The organism is Collinsella sp. AM12-1, assembly GCF_003472325.1.
GTDB lineage: Bacteria > Actinomycetota > Coriobacteriia > Coriobacteriales > Coriobacteriaceae > Collinsella.
In genome coordinates this window covers 1-17069 of record NZ_QRLS01000015.1, presented here as the reverse complement: position 1 = coordinate 17069, position 17069 = coordinate 1, and the positions used below count along the sequence as shown (strand labels likewise).

Sequence of the window (17069 nt, the reverse complement as noted above, 5' to 3'; positions counted from 1 at the left end):
CTCATCATGAGCGACGGAAAGAAAAAGCTTTCCTTCTTGACGGTCATTTCGACCATCATCTGCGTCGTCTTCGTTTGCGAGGCCGCCGCTCCTGCTGCTGCCATTGGCAACCAGCAGTTCTTCTGGTGGATCTTCCTGATCCTGACCTTCCTGCTTCCCTACGGCATGGTTGTTGCCGAGCTCGGTACCACCTATGACGGCGAGGGCGGCATTTACGACTGGGTACGCGATGGCCTGGGCGACAAATGGGGCGCCCGCATCTCGTACTACTACTGGGTCAACTACCCGCTGTGGATCGCCTCGCTGGCTACCATGTTCCCCGACATTTTGGGCATGGTCTTTGGCGTCGAGTTCAACTTGATCGCCAAGATGGGTATCGATCTTGCCTTTGTGTGGATCGTCTACCTCATGGGCCGCTCCAAGGCGGCCGACTCCGAGTGGGTCCTTAACGGTGGCGCCATCATCAAGGTCGCCGTCGCCGTTATCGTTGGCGCTTTGGGCATTTGGTATGCCATGGAGAACGGTTTTGCGAACGACATGTCCGCTGCCACCTTCCTGCCCGAGCTTACCAACACCAACGCTCTCGGCTACCTGTCGATCATCATCTTTAACTTCATGGGCTTCGAGGTCATCTGCACCATGACCGACGACATGGCCGATCCCGCTCGCGATATCCCCAAGGCTATCATCGTCGGTGGCCTGTCCATCGCCGTGATCTACCTGTTCGCTGGCTTTGGCATCGGCGCTGCTGTGCCGGCCGATTCCATCGACCCCGACTATGGCATGATTGTCGCAGTCCAGACCATGGTGGGCGACTCCATGATCTTCAAGGTCATCTGCATCGCCTTCCTGATCACCCTGTTCGCCAACATGGCCGCCTGGTCCTTCGGCGTCAACTCCGTCGCCCGCTACGCTGCCGAGCACGGCAACATGCCCAAGGTCTTCGCCTCGATGATTTCGGATGATGACATGCCCAACGGCGCCAACCTGGTCAACGCCGTCGTTGCCTCCCTGGTGCTGTGCCTGCAGCTCGTTCCCATCGACGCCATCTCCAACGGCGTCTTCTGGATGCTCTTCGGCACCTCCGTCGTCTTCCTGCTGCTGACCTACATCCCGATGTTCCCGGCGTTCCTCAACCTTCGCAAGAACGACCCCGACCGCGAGCGCATCTTCACGTTCCCGTTTAAGGGTGCCATGATGAAGGTCATGCTGGCCATCCCTTGCATCGAGCTGATCCTGGCCATCGTTGCAACGCTGGTGCCGCTCTCCGCCGCCGAGATTGGCGACAAGCTCCCGATGATCGTTATCTTCATCGTGCTTCTGCTCATCGGCGAGGTTGTCCGCGTCGTCAGCGCCAAGGGCCGCGAGACCGAGTACAAGGGCCTCACTCCCGAGCTGGCAGCTCAGCGTCTCGCTGAGGAGGCCGCCGAGGCCGAGGAGAACTAGAGCACCCGGTTCTGGGGCTCCAACCCTCCTCGCGTACCAAAGTACGCTTCGTCGGGCTTGTCGCTCCCGACTCCAGGCACTCTAGCCTCTTCGGAGGCGTGCCCAAGCGACAGGTTTGCTAACCATTCCCCGGGGTGGGTGTGAGCGATAGCTCCGGTAACCACCGCCCACCCCAATCTCTCTTCCGTATCCTTCGTGCGTTTTGTCTCCGCGCACTTGGTTACGTCGTCGCTTGCCGGTGCGACTCCGTGAAAACCGGCGCCGGGCGCCCCGACCTTTGCCGGGGAACGGGCGCCTACCATCTCTTGGTTTTAGGCTGCGGGTAACCCGCCCGCAGCAAGCGATCGTTCGATTTGGAGGAAATCTTATGCGTACGATCACCGAGTCCGAGTCCACCCCCAAGGCCGACGGCTTCTTTATGCCCGCCGAGTTCGCTCCGCAGGATCGCGTGTGGATGGGCTGGCCCCACCGCACCGACACCTGGGCCCACGGCGCCAAGCCTGCTCAGAAGCAGTATGCCGCCATCGCCCGCGCCATCTCCGAGTTCACCCCGGTCTATATGTGCGCCAACCAGGTCGACTATGCCAACTGCAAGGCCGTCTTCGAGAACGACGAGAACGTCACCGTTATCGAGATGACCACCGACGACGCCTGGTTCCGCGACACCGCCGCCACCTACGTCATCAACGGCAAGGGCGAGAAGCGCGCCAACCACTGGCACTTCAACGCCTACGGCGGCCTCGTCGACGGCCTGTACTTCCCGTGGGACAAGGACGAGCAGATCGCCCTCAAGATGGCTGAGCTCTCCGGCTGCCGTCGCTATCGTCCCGACGACATGATCCTCGAGGGCGGCTCCATCACCGTCGACGGCGAGGGCACCCTTGTCGTGACCGACCAGTGCCTGCTTTCCCCGGGCCGCACCTGCTCTGCGGTTCTGGAGGAGGAAGAGGATCCCGAGTCCATCTGGCCCAAGTTCCACAAGAAGTTTGAGCCCTGGAGCGAGGAGCTTCGCGCCTACATGGACGAGCACCTCAAGGATTACCTGGGTGTCGAGAAGGTCATCTGGGTCAAGGAGGGCATCGACCCCGAGGAGACCAACGGTCATATCGACGACGTTGCCACGTTCATCGCTCCGGGCGTCATGGCCTGCATCTGGACCGACGATCCCGAGTATCCGTTCTACGAGCAGTGCCACGCTGCCTACGAGACCCTCTCCAACGCCGTTGACGCCAAGGGCCGCAAGATGAAGGTCTACAAGCTCTGCATGCCCGTGAACCCGCTGTTCATGGACCAGGCCTCCTGCGACACCATCGACGCCGACGAGAACGCCGAGCCGCGCGTCCCCGACGAGCCGCTGATCGCGTCCTACATGAACTACCTGGTCACCAACCACGGCGTCATCGTCCCGCAGTACGGCGACGAGAACGACCAGCTGGCCGTCGACACGCTCCAGAAGATCTATGACGAGGTCTGGGGCGAGGGCGTCTACAAGTGCGTCGGCGTCCAGTCCGAGCAGGTCGTCTTCGGTGGCGGCAACATCCACTGCATTACCCAGCAGGAGCCCTCGGCGTAACTCAGGCACGCCACCTTGGCGTTCACTCGTCGCTTACGTAGCGTCAGTACGCTACGCTCCTCGTTCGCGCCAATCTGGCGCACCTGAGCACGCCGAGTAAACGTCTGACTTTCCGAGCCGTGATGCTTCGGGAACCCAGCCGATCAATCGGACGGTCGGTGAATCGGACCATCTCGGGGCATTGATGGTCGGTTTATTCGATGTCTTGGTCGGCTGGGTTTTTCTTTGGGCACTCCGTTGCCTCCACTTCGGAGTGCCCGCCTCTTTGATTGAGTACGCGTCTGATCTGGGATTTATTGCGGGTTAGGCCAATTGTTCGCTTGAATTTCCCAGGTCAGACGCGTATTCAATTGCTGATAGTTTCCGGTTGCGAGCGCGACCGTTTTGATCGGAGTATCTATGTACCAGCGTATCGTTATCTACACGCGCCTGTTCCGCGAGCGTTGGTCCAACAATTGCATCCTCTCTTCTCTTTGGGATGGCACCTGCACCGGTGACGCGGCCTGCAACCCTACCTTGGGCTGCGCCTTCGGTACAGATGCCATCCTTTTTGCTGTAGGGGGAGCGTGCCGTGGCAGGTAAAAAGTTCTCCCTGTTCGAGGTCATCCTCTCGGTTATCTGCGTTGTCTTTACCATCGAGGCGGCCGCTCCGGCATCTGCCATGGGTAACGTGCAGTTCTTCTGGTGGATCTTCCTCATCATTACGTTTTTGCTTCCCTATGGCCTGGTGGTGGCCGAGCTCGGTACGGCGTTCGATTCCGAGGGCGGTCTGTACGATTGGGTTCGCCTGGGCTTGGGCGACCGTTGGGGCGCTCGCTGCTCCTGGTGCTATTGGGTCAACTTTCCACTGTGGGTGGCAAGTATCGCCTGCATGTTCCCCAGTGTCATCAATGCGGTATGGGGCATCGAATTTTCGCTTGGGGTCCGAATTGCCATCGAGCTTGCCTTTGTGTGGGGCGTCACGGTCATGGCAATGCAGCCGGTGGCCGAGGCCGATTGGGTCATGGATGGCGGCGCCGTCATCAAGGTGCTCATTACCGCCGTGGTGGGAATCGTCGGTATCTGGTTTGCCTGCAATAACGGCTTTGCCAACGATATGTCGTTTAAGACCTTTGTCCCCGATCTGGGAGACACTAACTCACTGACGTATCTTTCAATCATCCTATTCAACTTTATGGGCTTTGAGGTGGTCGCGACCTTTGCCAGCACGATGAAGAACCCATCGCGCGATATCCCCAAGGCGGTTATCGCCGGTGGCGTTGCCATCGCGGCGATCTACATTATCTGTGGCGTCGGTATTGGAGCCGCGGTTCCCACCGAGCAGCTTTCACTCGATTCGGGCATTGTGGACGCGGTTGCCGCCATGGTGGGGCGCGCTCACCCGCTGACGATGGTCGTGGGCGTGGCCTTTTTGGTGACGCTGTTCGCCAACATGATCTGCTGGAGTTTTGGCGTCAACAACGTGGCGAGCTATGCCGCGCGCCACGGCAACATGCCGCGCCCCTTTGCGCTGGTGTCCAAGAAGACCGGCATGCCCAACGGCTCAGCACTCATTAACGGTTGTTTTGCCAGCTTGGTGCTGCTACTTCAGATTCCGCTGGGCGAAGGTTCCGACGTCTTTTGGGTTTTCTTCTCGATGAACGTCGTCTTTCTGCTCATGAGCTATATCCCGATGTTCCCGGCGTTTTGGCGTCTGCGTAAATACGACGGTCGCCCGCGTGTGTTCCGCGCGCCCTTCGAGGGCAAGGTGCTTGCGGTAGCGCTTGCGGTGCCGGTGGTAGAGCTCGTGCTTTCGATTGTTGCGACAATCGTGCCGCTTAACAGCTCGCCCGCCGAGATGTCAAAGTTGCCGATCCTCATGGGTGTGGTGATCGGCGTGTTGCTGGGCGAGGTTTCGCGCCTCATATCGCGCCGCGGCCGCAGCATCGACAATCCCGGCGTTGGCGCAAGGGGGACAGGTCGCTTTGCACCAAAACAGTAGCGCCGCGAGTTGTGCGGCGCTAGTTGCATCTTGGATTACTGCTCACGCTGCTCGGGATCAGATGCGAGCTTGGGTGCAAAGTAGGGGACGTGGCCCAGGTAGGGGCAGCTGTCCGAACGCGCCTCAACGGCGCAGGGGACATCGTCGTAGGTCATGGAAGAACCGAGTCGGGTGATGGCCTTGGCGGCGGGCGCGACGAGCATCTTGAGCGGAGCGATCGGTGTCATGGCATCTCCTTTCATCGGTGAGACACAGCTTGTTTATCTAAACGATACAGTACGTTTAATCGGTGAGTCTAATCTTGCGGCAAAGAATCTGTCAACATCCTCACAGCATCTAGACAGGGGAGGCGGGCATGAGTTTCGCGTTCTATATCTACACCACGATTATCATGGGTGTGGCTCTGGTGACCAGTGCCGTGGCATTGGTGGTTTGGCTCATGACGCGCCGTCGCGACAGCCTCGTGGCCGCGGCGGGTTTTTTGCTCTATATGCTCGATATGTCGGTCATCTTTTTTGACGAGTACAATCGGCTCAAATACGACTACGCCGTTACCTTTAGCGAGCCGCTGCAGCACCCCTTGCTGCGCTGCGTGCTTGGTATTGCCATCTATGCCTGCGTGGTGCTATGGATGTTTGCGCGCTTGCGCAAAAGGCCGACGTCGCGCATGCTCGGACTTGCTATCGTGCCGTTTTCAATCTTGCAATTGCTGCTGGTGCCTCGCAGCGGTGCTGCCGGAGAGATGCAGCAGTATCTCTTTTGGCTCACGCGTGACCTGGGCAATGTAGGATGTCTTGCCTATGCCGCCTGGCATTACCGGCACAGGGCCACGCGTGTTGAGAAACTCGACCTCGACCGCTCAAAGCTCTTTTGGAAGGTGGCACTCGTTCTTGCGTTTTGCGTAATCGCCGAGGACACCTACATGATTTTGCTCTGCCGCCCCGACTCTCAAAACCCCGTCATCAGCCTCTTTTTGTGGTATCTGTCCGAGCGCAATATCTCCGAAAACGTGCTGCTCGTGGTATGTGCGGTCCAACTCTTTTGCCAGTTTAGCCATATCCTGCGTGTGTATGCCCGTCATCCGCGTGCCGATGAGGACGTGGCGGCCCAGAGCGCAAGCTCTGGGGACGACCTCGCATCGCGTGTGGTGATCTATGCCGATGCCCACAAGCTGTCGCGACGTGAGCAGGAAGTGCTCACGCTGGTGCTGAAGGGCAACGACGCCCAAAACATCGCCAGCGAGTTGGTCATCAGCCCTGGCACGGTCAAGGCACACTTGCATCGCATCTACGTTAAAAGCGGCGTCTCCAACCGAGATGACCTCATAGATGCCTTTTGGCGTTCCTAGTCCTATTCTTTCTTGCATGCGGGTCTTGCCGTGTGGGCGGGCACGCCGTTGGGCGTAATGACGCGGTAATAATCTCAGACAATAAACCTGCAGGTAAAGCGTGTAAACCTGCTTAAACTGACCGTTTGCGGTCCCTGGCCTTGGCACGGATTTGCCCCTGTGTATCAATGGGTGTAGCGCGAAGCCGCGGACGTGGGACAGACGTCCGAGCACGGCTTGTAGGCACGCGCCGATGCGGGAGCGCTACGCTCCCAACCGAGTGCCCACGCGGGCGGTGCGTCCGCGTTGCAACCAAAGATGCCTGAGGAGGCTCACATGGACAAGGCTGATGTAGTTATCAAGAGCAACGCCGTCTTTACCGGCGATGGGCTCGAGCCGTTTAAGGGCGGCGTTGCCGTGCGCGGTGATAAGATTGTTGCCTGCGGTGACGATGCTCACCTGGCACCGTTTATCGGTCCCGATACCGAGGTACGCGACTTTGGCGACCAGCTCGTCATGCCCGGCCTGATCGACTCGCACACGCATTTTGCCCAGGGCGCGTTTATGACCGACCCCGATTTTGCCGTCAACCTCATTGACTGCACCAGTTTTGAGATGGCGATGGAACGTGTCGTGGCGTTTGCGGCCGACCATCCCGATAACGAGTGGATTCTGGGCTGCCAGATTATCCAGTTCCAGTGGGATGTCCCCGAGATGCCCACGGCCGCGATGATCGATGAGTACATCTCCGACCGCCCGGTCTTTCTGCAGCAGGTTGACTTGCATACCTTTAGCGCCAATACCTGCGCCATCAACAAGGTGGGAGTAACTTCGCAGACGCCCGATCCCGCAGGCGGCAAGATCCTTAAGGATGCCGAGGGCAATCTGACGGGCGTGTTTTCCAACAACGCCGGCGCCTTCTTTATGGACGAGGTCTACGACCCAGCGCCCGAGGTTGTTGACGCGTCGTTTGCAAAAACCGCCCGGCGCGCCAATGCCCTGGGAATCACTACGGTCGGCATGGTCAATCCTACGTTTGTGAGCATGGAAAACCCGTATGCGGTGTTGGCAGGTCTTAATGCCAAGGGCGACTTGCCGCTGCGCGTGTTCCTGTACACCGACCTGTTCGAAAACGAGTCCTTGACGCTCGAGCAGATCAAGGAGAAATACGCCTTCCCGGGTACGCAGGTGGAGTGGCACGGCTTTAAGCAGTTCCTTGATGGTGTGTGCTCCGACCATACCGCCTGGATGCTTGAACCCTATAGCAACGCACCCGACACCTGTGGTGAGCCCGCGGAGGAGCCGGAGCGCATCCGTGCTGCCATCCTGAGGGCGCAGGAATGGGGCGTTGACACGCGCATCCATGCAATCGGCGATCGCTCGGTGCGTTTTGTGCTCGATTGCTTTGAGGAGGGCGAGCGCTTGCATGGCAAGCGGGATTGTCGCCACTCCATGGAGCACAACGAGACGGTTCAACCCGAGGATATGCCGCGTTATGCCGAGCTCGGCGTCTGCCCCGGCATGCAGCCGTGGCACATGCTGCTCGATATGCCCGATCTCGCCAAGGACGATGCCGTGGGTCCCGAGCGTGCCGCGCTTTCGTGGCCCCTGCATAGCCTGCTTGCCAGCGGAGCCGTGGTGCACCTGGGCAGTGACTTCCCCGTTGTGGGCTTGGAGCCCATGGAGGAGGTGTACGGCGCGGTCTTCCGCATGCTCGAGGACGGCTCCAACCCTGAGGGCTGGTTCCCCCAGGAGCGCATTACCATGGCCGAGGCTCTGCGCGCCTACACCTATGGCAGCGCCTACGCCATGCATGCCGAGGACCGCATCGGCACGCTCGCGTGCGGCAAGCAGGCAGATATCTGCGTGTTCGACCGCAACCTCTTTGATTGCGAGCCGGCCGAGGTGCTCGAGGCTACCGCAGCCCTCACGATGATCGCCGGCAAGGTGGTCTTTGAGGCATAGCGCCATCGTTTGATTGGGCGGCTTGGTGCCAGTTGTCAGCCGCCTGACATCCATTCAGCACTACTCTCTCAAAGAAAGGGGAGAACAATGGCAGAAGAAGCAACCGTTGCCGTGGAGGAGGAGCGCGAGCTCGCCTCCCAACCGATTCCCGGTCTGGTGCGTAAGTACACCATCGTCACCGGCCAGGGCATGCTCGCCCAGATCATCATGGTGGTCCTTGAGGGCCTCGTGATGGGTTGGGGCCTGGGTGCCCACGGCCTGGCCTGTGTCTCGATCATTATGTCGGTCGAGTACATCAACCTGGCCTTTGGCAACCTATTTGGCACCGGCGTACCCGCCGTGGTTGGTAACCTTTTGGGTGCCGGCGACATCAAGGGCGCAAGCAAGGCTTTTAGCCAGGGCTTTTGGCTCACCACGATCGTGAGTGTGCTGCTAGCTGTGGTGATGGCCGTGTTTACCGAGCCCATCTGTGCATTTTTTGGCGCCACGCCCGACATCATGGTCGATACCGTTGCCGGCGTGCGCACCTTCGCCGTGCTGCTGCCGCTCACGGTCATTGGCCAGATGATCACCGCTGTGATGCGCGTGGACGAGAAAGTTCAGATTCAGGCCAACCTCATGACCGTTTCGGCCATCGTTGCCATCTGTTGGCTCGCGCTTTCCACGTTTGTGCTCAAGTTTGGCGTTATGGGCGCCGGCGTGTACTACGGGCTTTCCATCGGTATCTGGGCCATCGGTATCTTCTGGTTCATCGGGGGCAAAAAGTCCCAGCTCCAGATTAGCCCGGCCGACCTCAAGCTCGACCTCGCCGTCTGCGGCCAGATCCTCAAGATTGGCTTCCCGTTCTTCCTGGTCCAGGGCGCGACCTTTATCTTTAACACCGTTGCCAACTCGCTTTTGGGCTCGCTCGGCGGCGACATGGGCTCGCTCTACATCGCAGCCTTTGGCGTGATCAACGGCTACATCCTCTACATCACCATGATGGTTGCCCAGTGCTTCTCCTATGGCCTGCAGCCCATCGCTGCCTTCAACGCCGGCGCAAAGGCTTGGGCGCGCCTTAAGGAGACGCTCTCCTGCACGCTTAAGTACCAGGTTGTGACGCTGGCGCTGGTCACCGTCGCGCTCTGGCTTGCCGCCACTCCGGTGTGCGCCTTCTTTGCCGGCAGCGATCCTGCGCTCGTTGAGGTTGCCGCCAACGCCACGCGTACCGTCATCCTGGCTGTTGCCCTGGGCTATCTTGCCATGACCATGTCGATATATTTCCAGGCGGTCGAGAAGGTTGGTGTCGCCACGTTTACCGGCCTGCTTCGCTATGTGATCTGCTCAGTGCCGCTTATGTACCTCCTCGGCAACATGATGGGTGTCGAGGGCGTGTGGATCGCCCTGGTGGTGGCCGATGCCATTACCGGCATCATCTCCATTGCGCTCGCCGCGCACGAGTCCAAGCGCCTTGCCACGCTCTAGGCTCGGACATGGCTGGCGTACGATAGTCGAACAAGTTAACTCGCCTGCAAGCCACCACAATGGGGACAGCCCCCATTGTGGTGGCTTTTGTTATTTAGGGTCTGAGATTTCGGCTCTATAAATAATGCTTTTGAACGGGGCTACTATAAGATTGTGGTAAACGCTACTATAAGATTATGGCGAATGAAACTATTCGATTATGGTAACAGCGTAATAAGGGGCGTTGATATGGCTGAGTTCATTAACAGGGATTTGCATGAGTTGCTCATTCGCATGGCAGGCTGGTTTCCTGTTGTGTCGTTGACAGGGCCTAGGCAGAGCGGTAAGTCTACGCTGGTTCGGCATGCTTTTCCCGACTATTCCTACGTCACGCTTGAGGACCCTCAAACGAGGCGCGCGGCCTTGGAGGATCCGGTGAGTTTTATCCGCAACCGAAAGGGCGGACTCATCATCGATGAGGCGCAATACGCGCCGGATTTGTTTTCAATGATCCAGGTTGTTTCGGATGAGCGGGGAGACGCCGGTCAATACATCCTTACAGGCTCGCAAAACTTTTTGATGATGAAAAGCATCGGGCAGTCTCTTGCCGGGCGAGTCGGGATCTTGAAATTGCTGCCATTATCGTTTCGAGAAGCGGAGAGGGGCCAGCAGGGGCAGCTGGAAGTGGATTTGTTCGCGCTTGAAGGGGGATACCCTCGCCTGCGTTCCGCCGGAATGCCGTCCTCGGTTTATTTCCCCAGCTATATCGATACCTATGTTGAGCGCGATGTTGTGGGCCTGCTTGATGTGCGCAATAAGGCGGAGTTTCATAAGTTTCTGTCCATAATTGCTCAGAGCGTCGGTGCCCTCATCAATATATCCTCGCTTTCTCGAGATACGGGCGTGAACGTATCGACCATTAAAAGTTGGTTGTCCATCCTGGAGCAGAGCTACCTGACGTTTTCGCTGCAGCCCTATTATGCAAATGCCAAGAAGCGTCTAACTAAAACGCCCAAGCTCTATTTTTACGACACGGGGCTGCTCTGCTACTTGCTCAAAATTGGATCACTGGAGCAACTATTGGAGAGCCCTTATCTGGGGGCCGTTTTCGAAAACCTCATCGTTTCCGAAACGGCGAAGAGCCATCTCAACGTGGGCGAGAATCCCGAGCTGTATTTCTATAGGGACGACAGCAAGCGTGAAATCGATTTGCTCGACTGTACAAACTCAGGGAGTCCCAAGGCTATCGAAATAAAATCATCCAGAACGTATCACGATAAGTACGCCCGTCACCTACAGACTGTATGCGATGAGATCGACATTGCAAAAGATGCGCGCTATGTTGTGGCCCGCGTGGACTCAACGTATGAGTCGAAAGACTGTAGTGTGGTTTCGGCGCGTGATTGGCTTTTACGATAACAAGCTCGGCGTAATTAATAACCGCCGCGAAGGGAACCGGCCCCTTTTGCGGCGGTTTTTTGCCTATCTGGTGCGTCTTAGATGCAAGTGAGTAGACTTATTTGGATATGCCGAGCACATCGCGACAAATGCTCAATAAAACCGCAGGTCAGAGCTACGGCATTTTGGGACGTGCTTGGCCTCCTGCAAAAAGCCCACTCACTTGGTTTTTTCTGTTAGAAGACCGCCGCGAGGGAAGGCAGCTCCCTCGCGGCGGCTGACATTTGCCCAGATAAAACCTACCAAAATAAACCTGTCTACTCTTTGAGCCAGAGCCGACACTAATTCAAATGGCGAAATCAAAGGGTGCTCTCCGTATGGAGGGCGCCCTTTTTATCGCGGGATGTTTTGCGTGGCAGTCATGAGGCCCAGGCGGTTGCTGACGCCGAGCTTGCGATAGATGGCGTTGACGTGCTTCTTGACGGTTGACTCGCTAATGAATAGCTCGTTTGCCATTTGTTTGTTCGTTTTGCCGTCGAGCATGAGCCGCATGACTTCGGCTTCGCGCGGTTGGATATTGTGTTCTGTAATGAAAGCATTCAGCTGGTTTGTGTCTTCGGTCTGGGTGAGTTTAATGCCCCGAGGATAGAGGTTGGCGAGCGCGAGGCTCGCGTGCCGAGCGACTTCGAGCAGGATTGCGAGCTCGGTGTCGGTGAAGTCTCCGGCTGTGCGTTCGCGAAACAGGGTGATGCTTCCTAGCGGGCTGTCGTTGTGCGCGAGCGTGGCCGTACAGCCAAAGTAGACGCCCTGCGGTTCCATCCATTTGCGATAGATGGGCGTGGCATCGCGTCGCTCGACGTCGACGAGGTCGAGGTCGCGGTAGACGCCGACCTTATGTAAGTCAAAACTCCATGTTGTATAGTCCATCGCGGCGTAGCGGTTGTAGTAGTCGCTCAGCGCGCGGTCGTCCATTCCGCTGCTTGCGGGGTGGACGTAGCGTGGGGCATCACTGCCCGCCGCCTCGATCAGGTCGAACATGGCGATCCGATGGGGCACGAGCCCTGTTGTTCCCTCGAGGGTCTCCTTTTGCAGCTTATCGACACCGTGTGATGCGTGGATTGCAAGCGCGAGCTCGTTGAGAGCAGTCCAGGTCGTACTGTCCAACTCAATAGTCTGCTGTTTATTGCATGGGGGCATAGGGCGTCCTTTCCATTGTGGAACCCAGTATGTCACGTTCTCGGCCTGAATAGAACTTTAGGTCAGCGAATGGTATACCGTCGGTCGCTGAAAGGGGCTCGAGGGACCATTGAGAACATCTCGGTGCGGCCGCATCATGGTCTCGTCAAGCAAAAGCACCGAGATTTAGGAGCTTGAAATGAAGACCATCTACGAGAGTGAGTCCACACCTAAGAAGGACGGGTTCTATATGCCCGGCGAGTATGAGGAGCAGGAGCGTACCTGGATTCTGTGGCCGCACCGCTCCGACGTGTGGCGCTGCGGCGCCAAGCCGGCGCAGAAGGTCTTCACCGAGATCATCAAGACCATTGCACGTTTTCAGCCCATCGCTGTGGGCGCCAACACCGAAGACTTCCCCGCGGTGTGTGAGATCTTCGACGGCGTTGAGAACGTGCGCGTGATTCATATGGAGTACAACGACTCCTGGATCCGCGACCCCGGCCCGGCGTTTCTTGTCAACGACAAGGGCGACGTGGCACTCTCGCACTTCCACTTTAATGCTTACGGCGGTTTCATTGACGGCCTGTATTTCCCGTGGGACAAGGACGCTTCCATTGGCCTGCAGGTGGCACAGCTCGAGCAGGTTAACCGCTATCGTCCCGAGGATTATATCCTCGAGGGTGGTTCGTTTAACTGTGATGGTCAAGGCACCGTCGTGACCACCGAGATGTGTCTGCTCAACGAGGACCGCAACCCCCAGTACACCAAGGAGCAGATCGAGGAGAAGCTTGCCGAGTACCTGGGCATCGAGAAGGTCATTTGGATCAAGGATGGCATCGACCCGTTTGAGACCAACGGGCACGTGGACGACGTCGCATGCTTTAGTGCGCCCGGCGAGGTCTGCTGCATGTGGACCGATGATCCCAACCATAAGTTCTACAAGGAGTGCCAAGAGGCGTATAAGACGCTTTCCGAGACGACGGATGCCCGTGGCCGCAAGCTCAAGATCCACAAGGTGATTATGCCTGCGACCTCGGTATATATGACCGAGGAGGAAGCCAGCACGATTGACCCCGTCGAGGGCGTGCTGCCGCGTACCCCCGAGGATGCTTTCGAGCCGAGCTACCTCAACTTCCTGCCCATCAACGGCGCAGTGCTTGTACCGCAGTTCGGCGATCCCAATGACGCCCAGGCGCTCAAGGATATCCAGGCTGCTTATCCGGACCGTGAAGTCATCGGTATCATGACTCGCGAGGTTATCTACGGCGGCGGCAACATCCACTGCATCACCCAGCAGCAGCCCAAGGCGCGCTGTAAATAGCAGTTCCATGGTGAACAGTGCTTGATTGTCCGCACGCGAAAGTCCGCCGACTTCAATGGTCGGCGGACTTTTTGTGTGGTGGTTTCAGCTGAACGGCGGGCCGTGCGGCTTGGGTGTGCGGGCACACAATCTGGGGAAACCAAACAGATTGGGGCCTTATATGATCGACTCGAAGGGAAACGTGCGACCCGAGGGCATGTTTAACAGGGCGTACCTGGCCCCCGAAGCCCAGCGCGCATACGATACGCTGCTCGAGTGCGTGCTCAACGGGCAGAAGGGTTGCGAGGCTTCGGCGCATGCGGGCATGGATACCATCAAGGCGCTCGTATAGCTTTACGCTTTCGGATGTGACACATAGGACTGCGTGCGCCGCTCCCGGCTATATTGCCCCCGAGGTGCTTCAACTCATGGAGATAGCCGGCATCAGCGATTTCGAGAGCTTGGCAGCGTCCACGAATGCCCCCGTGTTTACGCCACAGACGGATGACTTTGGACTCGCGGTCCATATCTTTAAGATGCTTAACCGCGGAATACACCCATACGCTTCTGGTGAGCTGGACTTGGACATATTTGACCTGGACGACGATGACATTCCGCCTGCACCATTGATAAACAGCTGCGTGTGTAATGGGCACAGCCCGTTTGTGGGGACGTTGGTCGGATACGTTGTCCCAAAGTACGCTCTTGAGCTCGATGATTTTAGCGGCACTATGGGCGAGGCACTCCGTCGATCGCTGTATGGCAGGGCGGAGGAGCGTCTTGACGCACGCACATGGGCGCGCCTGCTCGACCGCTATCTATCCGAGACAGTTGTGTGCAAGCGTGGCCATCTCCACCACTCGTTACAGCACGAATGCCCTTGCTGCCGAGGAGAGCGCGCCTTGTTGACTCGTCTTGGTTGATGGTTTGGGCCGTCTTGTAGAAAGCCCGTGAGGCGACATGCAAGTTAATCCTGCGTGTCGCCTCCGTACATATAGACGATAAATCCGTCGCCGGTGTCCTGGCTGTGATCCTCCAAGATGCGCTTCATGTTGAGGTGCTCGTAGAACTGCCAGTCGGAGTTGCAGTCGCTCATCAGGAAGAATTTGGTGCACCCGGCTTTGGCGAGTTCGGCGCGCGCAAGGTCGATGAGCGCACGGCCGAGCCCCTTGCCCTGCCATTCGGGCACGATGATGATCAGGTTGAGCTGGCCCTGGGCATATTCGTTGCCCGTGGCGGCAAAGCGGTCGGCTGTTGCCTTCTCGCGGCTATCGCCAAAGAGCGAGCCTTCGAGCTTGGCATCGGCGGTCTTTGCCATCTCGGTTGCCTGGACGAACATCTCGTTGTAGCAGGGCTCCCACGTGGGATTGGTGCGTGGTTTGCCGTCTTCGAAGATACCGATGCAGCAAGCGGCGATGATGCGGCCTTCAGCTTCGGCAACGAGCGCGATGGGGGAGCGCTGCAGCTGCATGGCGATGTTAAAGCGCGCACAGAAATCGGCGGCTTCGACGTCGCCTCGGTTGCGCAGCGTGTTGCACCACAGCTGGTTGTAGATGGCGGCGATGCCGGCCAGGTCATCGAGCGTGGCGGCACGCAGAGTTACGTTGTCAAGGCTCATGGGGGCTCCTTCCAAGTTGGGTCAGGCCACCCCTGAGTGTGACATGGACGCAGGACGGCCGCATCGACCATTCGGCAGGCGAGCCTCGAATCCTCGGGGACGGAGGGTCCTAAGAAGGAATGAGGGCGGATTTTCGGACACTTGCTCGATGAGAGTGGATAATCTCCCACTTTTAGCGCTGGTATAGGCCAAAAACGGGAGATTATCCACTCTCATTCTGGATAGTCGTTGGGGACGTTCTTAAACGACCAGTCATTAAAGAACGTCCCCAATGACTACCCCAAGGAACATCCCAGACTGCCGGCAGAGACGATATGAGCAGGACATAAAAACATTGAGAGCCCCTGCTGCATGAAGGACCGCGGATTAGGCCGACAATGGTGAGTGTCTAATTCAGCCGCGGCGGCCACGCCGCATTCATGGAAGGGGCTCCCATGCTCGATACTACCACCTTCGTCGGCCTCGACGTCCACGCCCGCTCGATAAAGGCCGTCTCCCTCGACGTCATGACCGGGGAGGTGCGCGCCGCGACCTTCGGCTACGACGCCGGCGCCGTCGCGGAGTGGGTACGCTCCGTGGACCCCGGGGCCAGGTGCGTGTACGAGTCCGGGGTCACGGGCTTCGACCTGCAGAAGAGGCTCTCCGGCCTGGGGGTCGACTGCGTGGTCGGCGCCGTCTCGAAGATGATCAAGCCCAGCGCGGACAGGCGCAGGAAGAACGACCGCAACGACGCCGAGTTCCTCGCCCGCATGCTGTCGGTCGGCAACGTGGTCGAGGTGTGGGTCCCCGACGACGAGTGCGAGGCCGCCCGCGACCTGACCAGGGCGCTCGAGGACGCGAGGGACGACCTCTCGCGCTCGAAGCAGCGGCTCTCCAAGTTCCTGCTAAGGCACGGGCTCGTCTTCGACGAGAGGACGCCCACCGGCCGCAGGAAGGGCAACTGGACCCGGGCGCACTGGTCCTGGATCGAGTCGATAAGGTTCGCGGAGGGGGCCGACGAGGAGGTGCTCGCCTACTACGTCGACGCGGTCAGGCGGGCTGCGGAGGAGAAGGCGAGGCTCGAGGGGCTCGTCGAGGCCGAGGCCCGCAAGCCCAGGTGGCGGAAGAGGGTCGACTCCCTGCGCTGCCTCAAGGGCGTCGACACCGCTTCCGCCGCCGACCTCGTGTTCGAGGCCGGCGAGTTCTCCAGGTTCAGGAACGCCCGCTCGTTCGCCGCGTGGGTCGGCCTGACGCCCTCCGAGCACTCCAGCGGGGAGAGCGACCGCAGGGGCGCGATCACCAAGGCCGGCAACAAGCACCTGAGGAAGACGCTGGTCGAGGCCGCGTGGCACTACCTGACGTGCTCGGGGCGGCCGAAGGACCTCGCCAAGGGCCAGGCCCCGGACCGGGGCGCCCGGAGGCATGCCGCCAAGGGCGTGCGGAGGCTGGTCGAGAGGCGGGAGGCGCTGCTCGCGCGCGGGGTCCACGGCAACAAGGCGAACGTGGCCACGGCGCGCGAGCTCGCCTGCTGGGTGTGGGCGGTCGGCCTCATGGCCGAGGAGGCGTAGGGGGGGCGGTCCCCCGCACATAAGCCAGTCACCCCGGAAGCGGTTCGATCCGAAGCCGTTGAGGCGAACCTCAGGTCCCTTTTCTGCGAGCGCCCAGGGCGCCACACGCGTGCACAGACTGCCGGTTCGACGTAGAAGCCTCAGCCGTAGCAACGGATTGCCCAGCGAGAGATCGCCACGGGCGGATATTAAACTGCAAAGACGAGCGTCGGTAAGACACGCCGAGGTCGCCGCGGACGGGTTGATATAGGGAGTGAACTGCGTCCCGAATCTTGGCCTTCTTTATTAGAAGCGA

14 protein-coding genes are annotated in these 17069 nt (G+C 59.0%); 11 read left to right on the top strand and 3 right to left on the bottom strand.

From position 1 onward, the window contains the following. The first annotated feature begins 6 nt into the window (after positions 1 to 6). The 4 genes from DW136_RS07905 (at position 7) to DW136_RS07890 (ending at position 5000) form a co-directional block, all read left to right on the top strand. Entirely contained in the window at positions 7 to 1446 is a 1440-nt protein-coding gene (locus DW136_RS07905; RefSeq protein ID WP_117583531.1) for an APC family permease, read from the top strand. A gap of 367 nt (positions 1447 to 1813) precedes the next feature. Further along, entirely contained in the window at positions 1814 to 3019 is a 1206-nt protein-coding gene (locus DW136_RS07895) for an agmatine deiminase family protein (RefSeq protein WP_117635777.1), read from the top strand. 399 nt (positions 3020 to 3418) lie between these two features. After that, positions 3419 to 3601: a hypothetical protein gene (locus DW136_RS09905; protein WP_147327489.1), complete on the top strand. Its 183-nt coding sequence runs from the start codon at positions 3419 to 3421 to the stop codon at positions 3599 to 3601. Next, positions 3591 to 5000 (top strand): APC family permease, encoded by a 1410-nt coding sequence (locus DW136_RS07890; protein WP_117802850.1) that lies wholly within the window; start codon positions 3591 to 3593, stop codon positions 4998 to 5000. The genes DW136_RS09905 and DW136_RS07890 overlap by 11 nt, the downstream gene beginning before the upstream one ends. Positions 5001 to 5035: 35 nt before the next feature. On the opposite strand, the gene DW136_RS07885 is transcribed toward DW136_RS07890, so the two are convergent. Beyond that, a complete protein-coding gene (locus DW136_RS07885) occupies positions 5036 to 5227 on the bottom strand; it encodes a hypothetical protein (protein WP_117766509.1) in 192 nt (63 codons plus the stop codon). Positions 5228 to 5355: 128 nt separating this feature from the next. On the opposite strand from DW136_RS07885, the gene DW136_RS07880 reads away from it, so the two are divergent. The 4 genes from DW136_RS07880 to DW136_RS07865 all read left to right on the top strand — a co-directional run bounded on the left by DW136_RS07880 (position 5356) and on the right by DW136_RS07865 (position 11154). Continuing rightward, positions 5356 to 6348: a helix-turn-helix transcriptional regulator gene (locus DW136_RS07880; RefSeq protein ID WP_117635774.1), complete on the top strand. Its 993-nt coding sequence runs from the start codon at positions 5356 to 5358 to the stop codon at positions 6346 to 6348. 315 nt (positions 6349 to 6663) lie between these two features. Continuing rightward, positions 6664 to 8292 carry an amidohydrolase gene (locus DW136_RS07875; RefSeq protein ID WP_158571449.1) on the top strand — a complete coding sequence of 543 codons (1629 nt, stop codon included), beginning with the start codon at positions 6664 to 6666 and terminating at the stop codon, positions 8290 to 8292. An 87-nt stretch (positions 8293 to 8379) separates the two neighbouring features. Then, positions 8380 to 9756: an MATE family efflux transporter gene (locus tag DW136_RS07870; protein WP_118289360.1), complete on the top strand. Its 1377-nt coding sequence runs from the start codon at positions 8380 to 8382 to the stop codon at positions 9754 to 9756. 228 nt (positions 9757 to 9984) lie between these two features. After that, entirely contained in the window at positions 9985 to 11154 is a 1170-nt protein-coding gene (locus tag DW136_RS07865) for an ATP-binding protein (RefSeq protein WP_199580211.1), read from the top strand. Between the two features lie 372 nt (positions 11155 to 11526). On the opposite strand, the gene DW136_RS10235 is transcribed toward DW136_RS07865, so the two are convergent. Continuing rightward, on the bottom strand, positions 11527 to 12330 hold the full coding sequence (locus tag DW136_RS10235) for a LuxR C-terminal-related transcriptional regulator (RefSeq protein ID WP_118289359.1): 804 nt from the start codon (positions 12328 to 12330) through the stop codon (positions 11527 to 11529). A 178-nt stretch (positions 12331 to 12508) separates the two neighbouring features. On the opposite strand from DW136_RS10235, the gene aguA reads away from it, so the two are divergent. Both aguA and DW136_RS10005 read left to right on the top strand, forming a co-directional pair. Next, complete coding sequence (gene aguA / locus DW136_RS07855; RefSeq protein ID WP_118289358.1) at positions 12509 to 13630, top strand: agmatine deiminase; 1122 nt, start codon at positions 12509 to 12511, stop codon at positions 13628 to 13630. 160 nt (positions 13631 to 13790) lie between these two features. After that, positions 13791 to 13961: a hypothetical protein gene (locus tag DW136_RS10005; protein ID WP_158554607.1), complete on the top strand. Its 171-nt coding sequence runs from the start codon at positions 13791 to 13793 to the stop codon at positions 13959 to 13961. A 615-nt stretch (positions 13962 to 14576) separates the two neighbouring features. On the opposite strand, the gene DW136_RS07845 is transcribed toward DW136_RS10005, so the two are convergent. Beyond that, entirely contained in the window at positions 14577 to 15227 is a 651-nt protein-coding gene (locus DW136_RS07845; RefSeq protein ID WP_117806742.1) for a GNAT family N-acetyltransferase, read from the bottom strand. A 434-nt stretch (positions 15228 to 15661) separates the two neighbouring features. Here DW136_RS07845 and DW136_RS07840 point away from each other — a divergent pair, with 434 nt between their 5' ends. Further along, positions 15662 to 16774 (top strand): IS110 family transposase, encoded by a 1113-nt coding sequence (locus DW136_RS07840; protein ID WP_233546550.1) that lies wholly within the window; start codon positions 15662 to 15664, stop codon positions 16772 to 16774. Positions 16775 to 17069 lie beyond the last annotated feature (295 nt).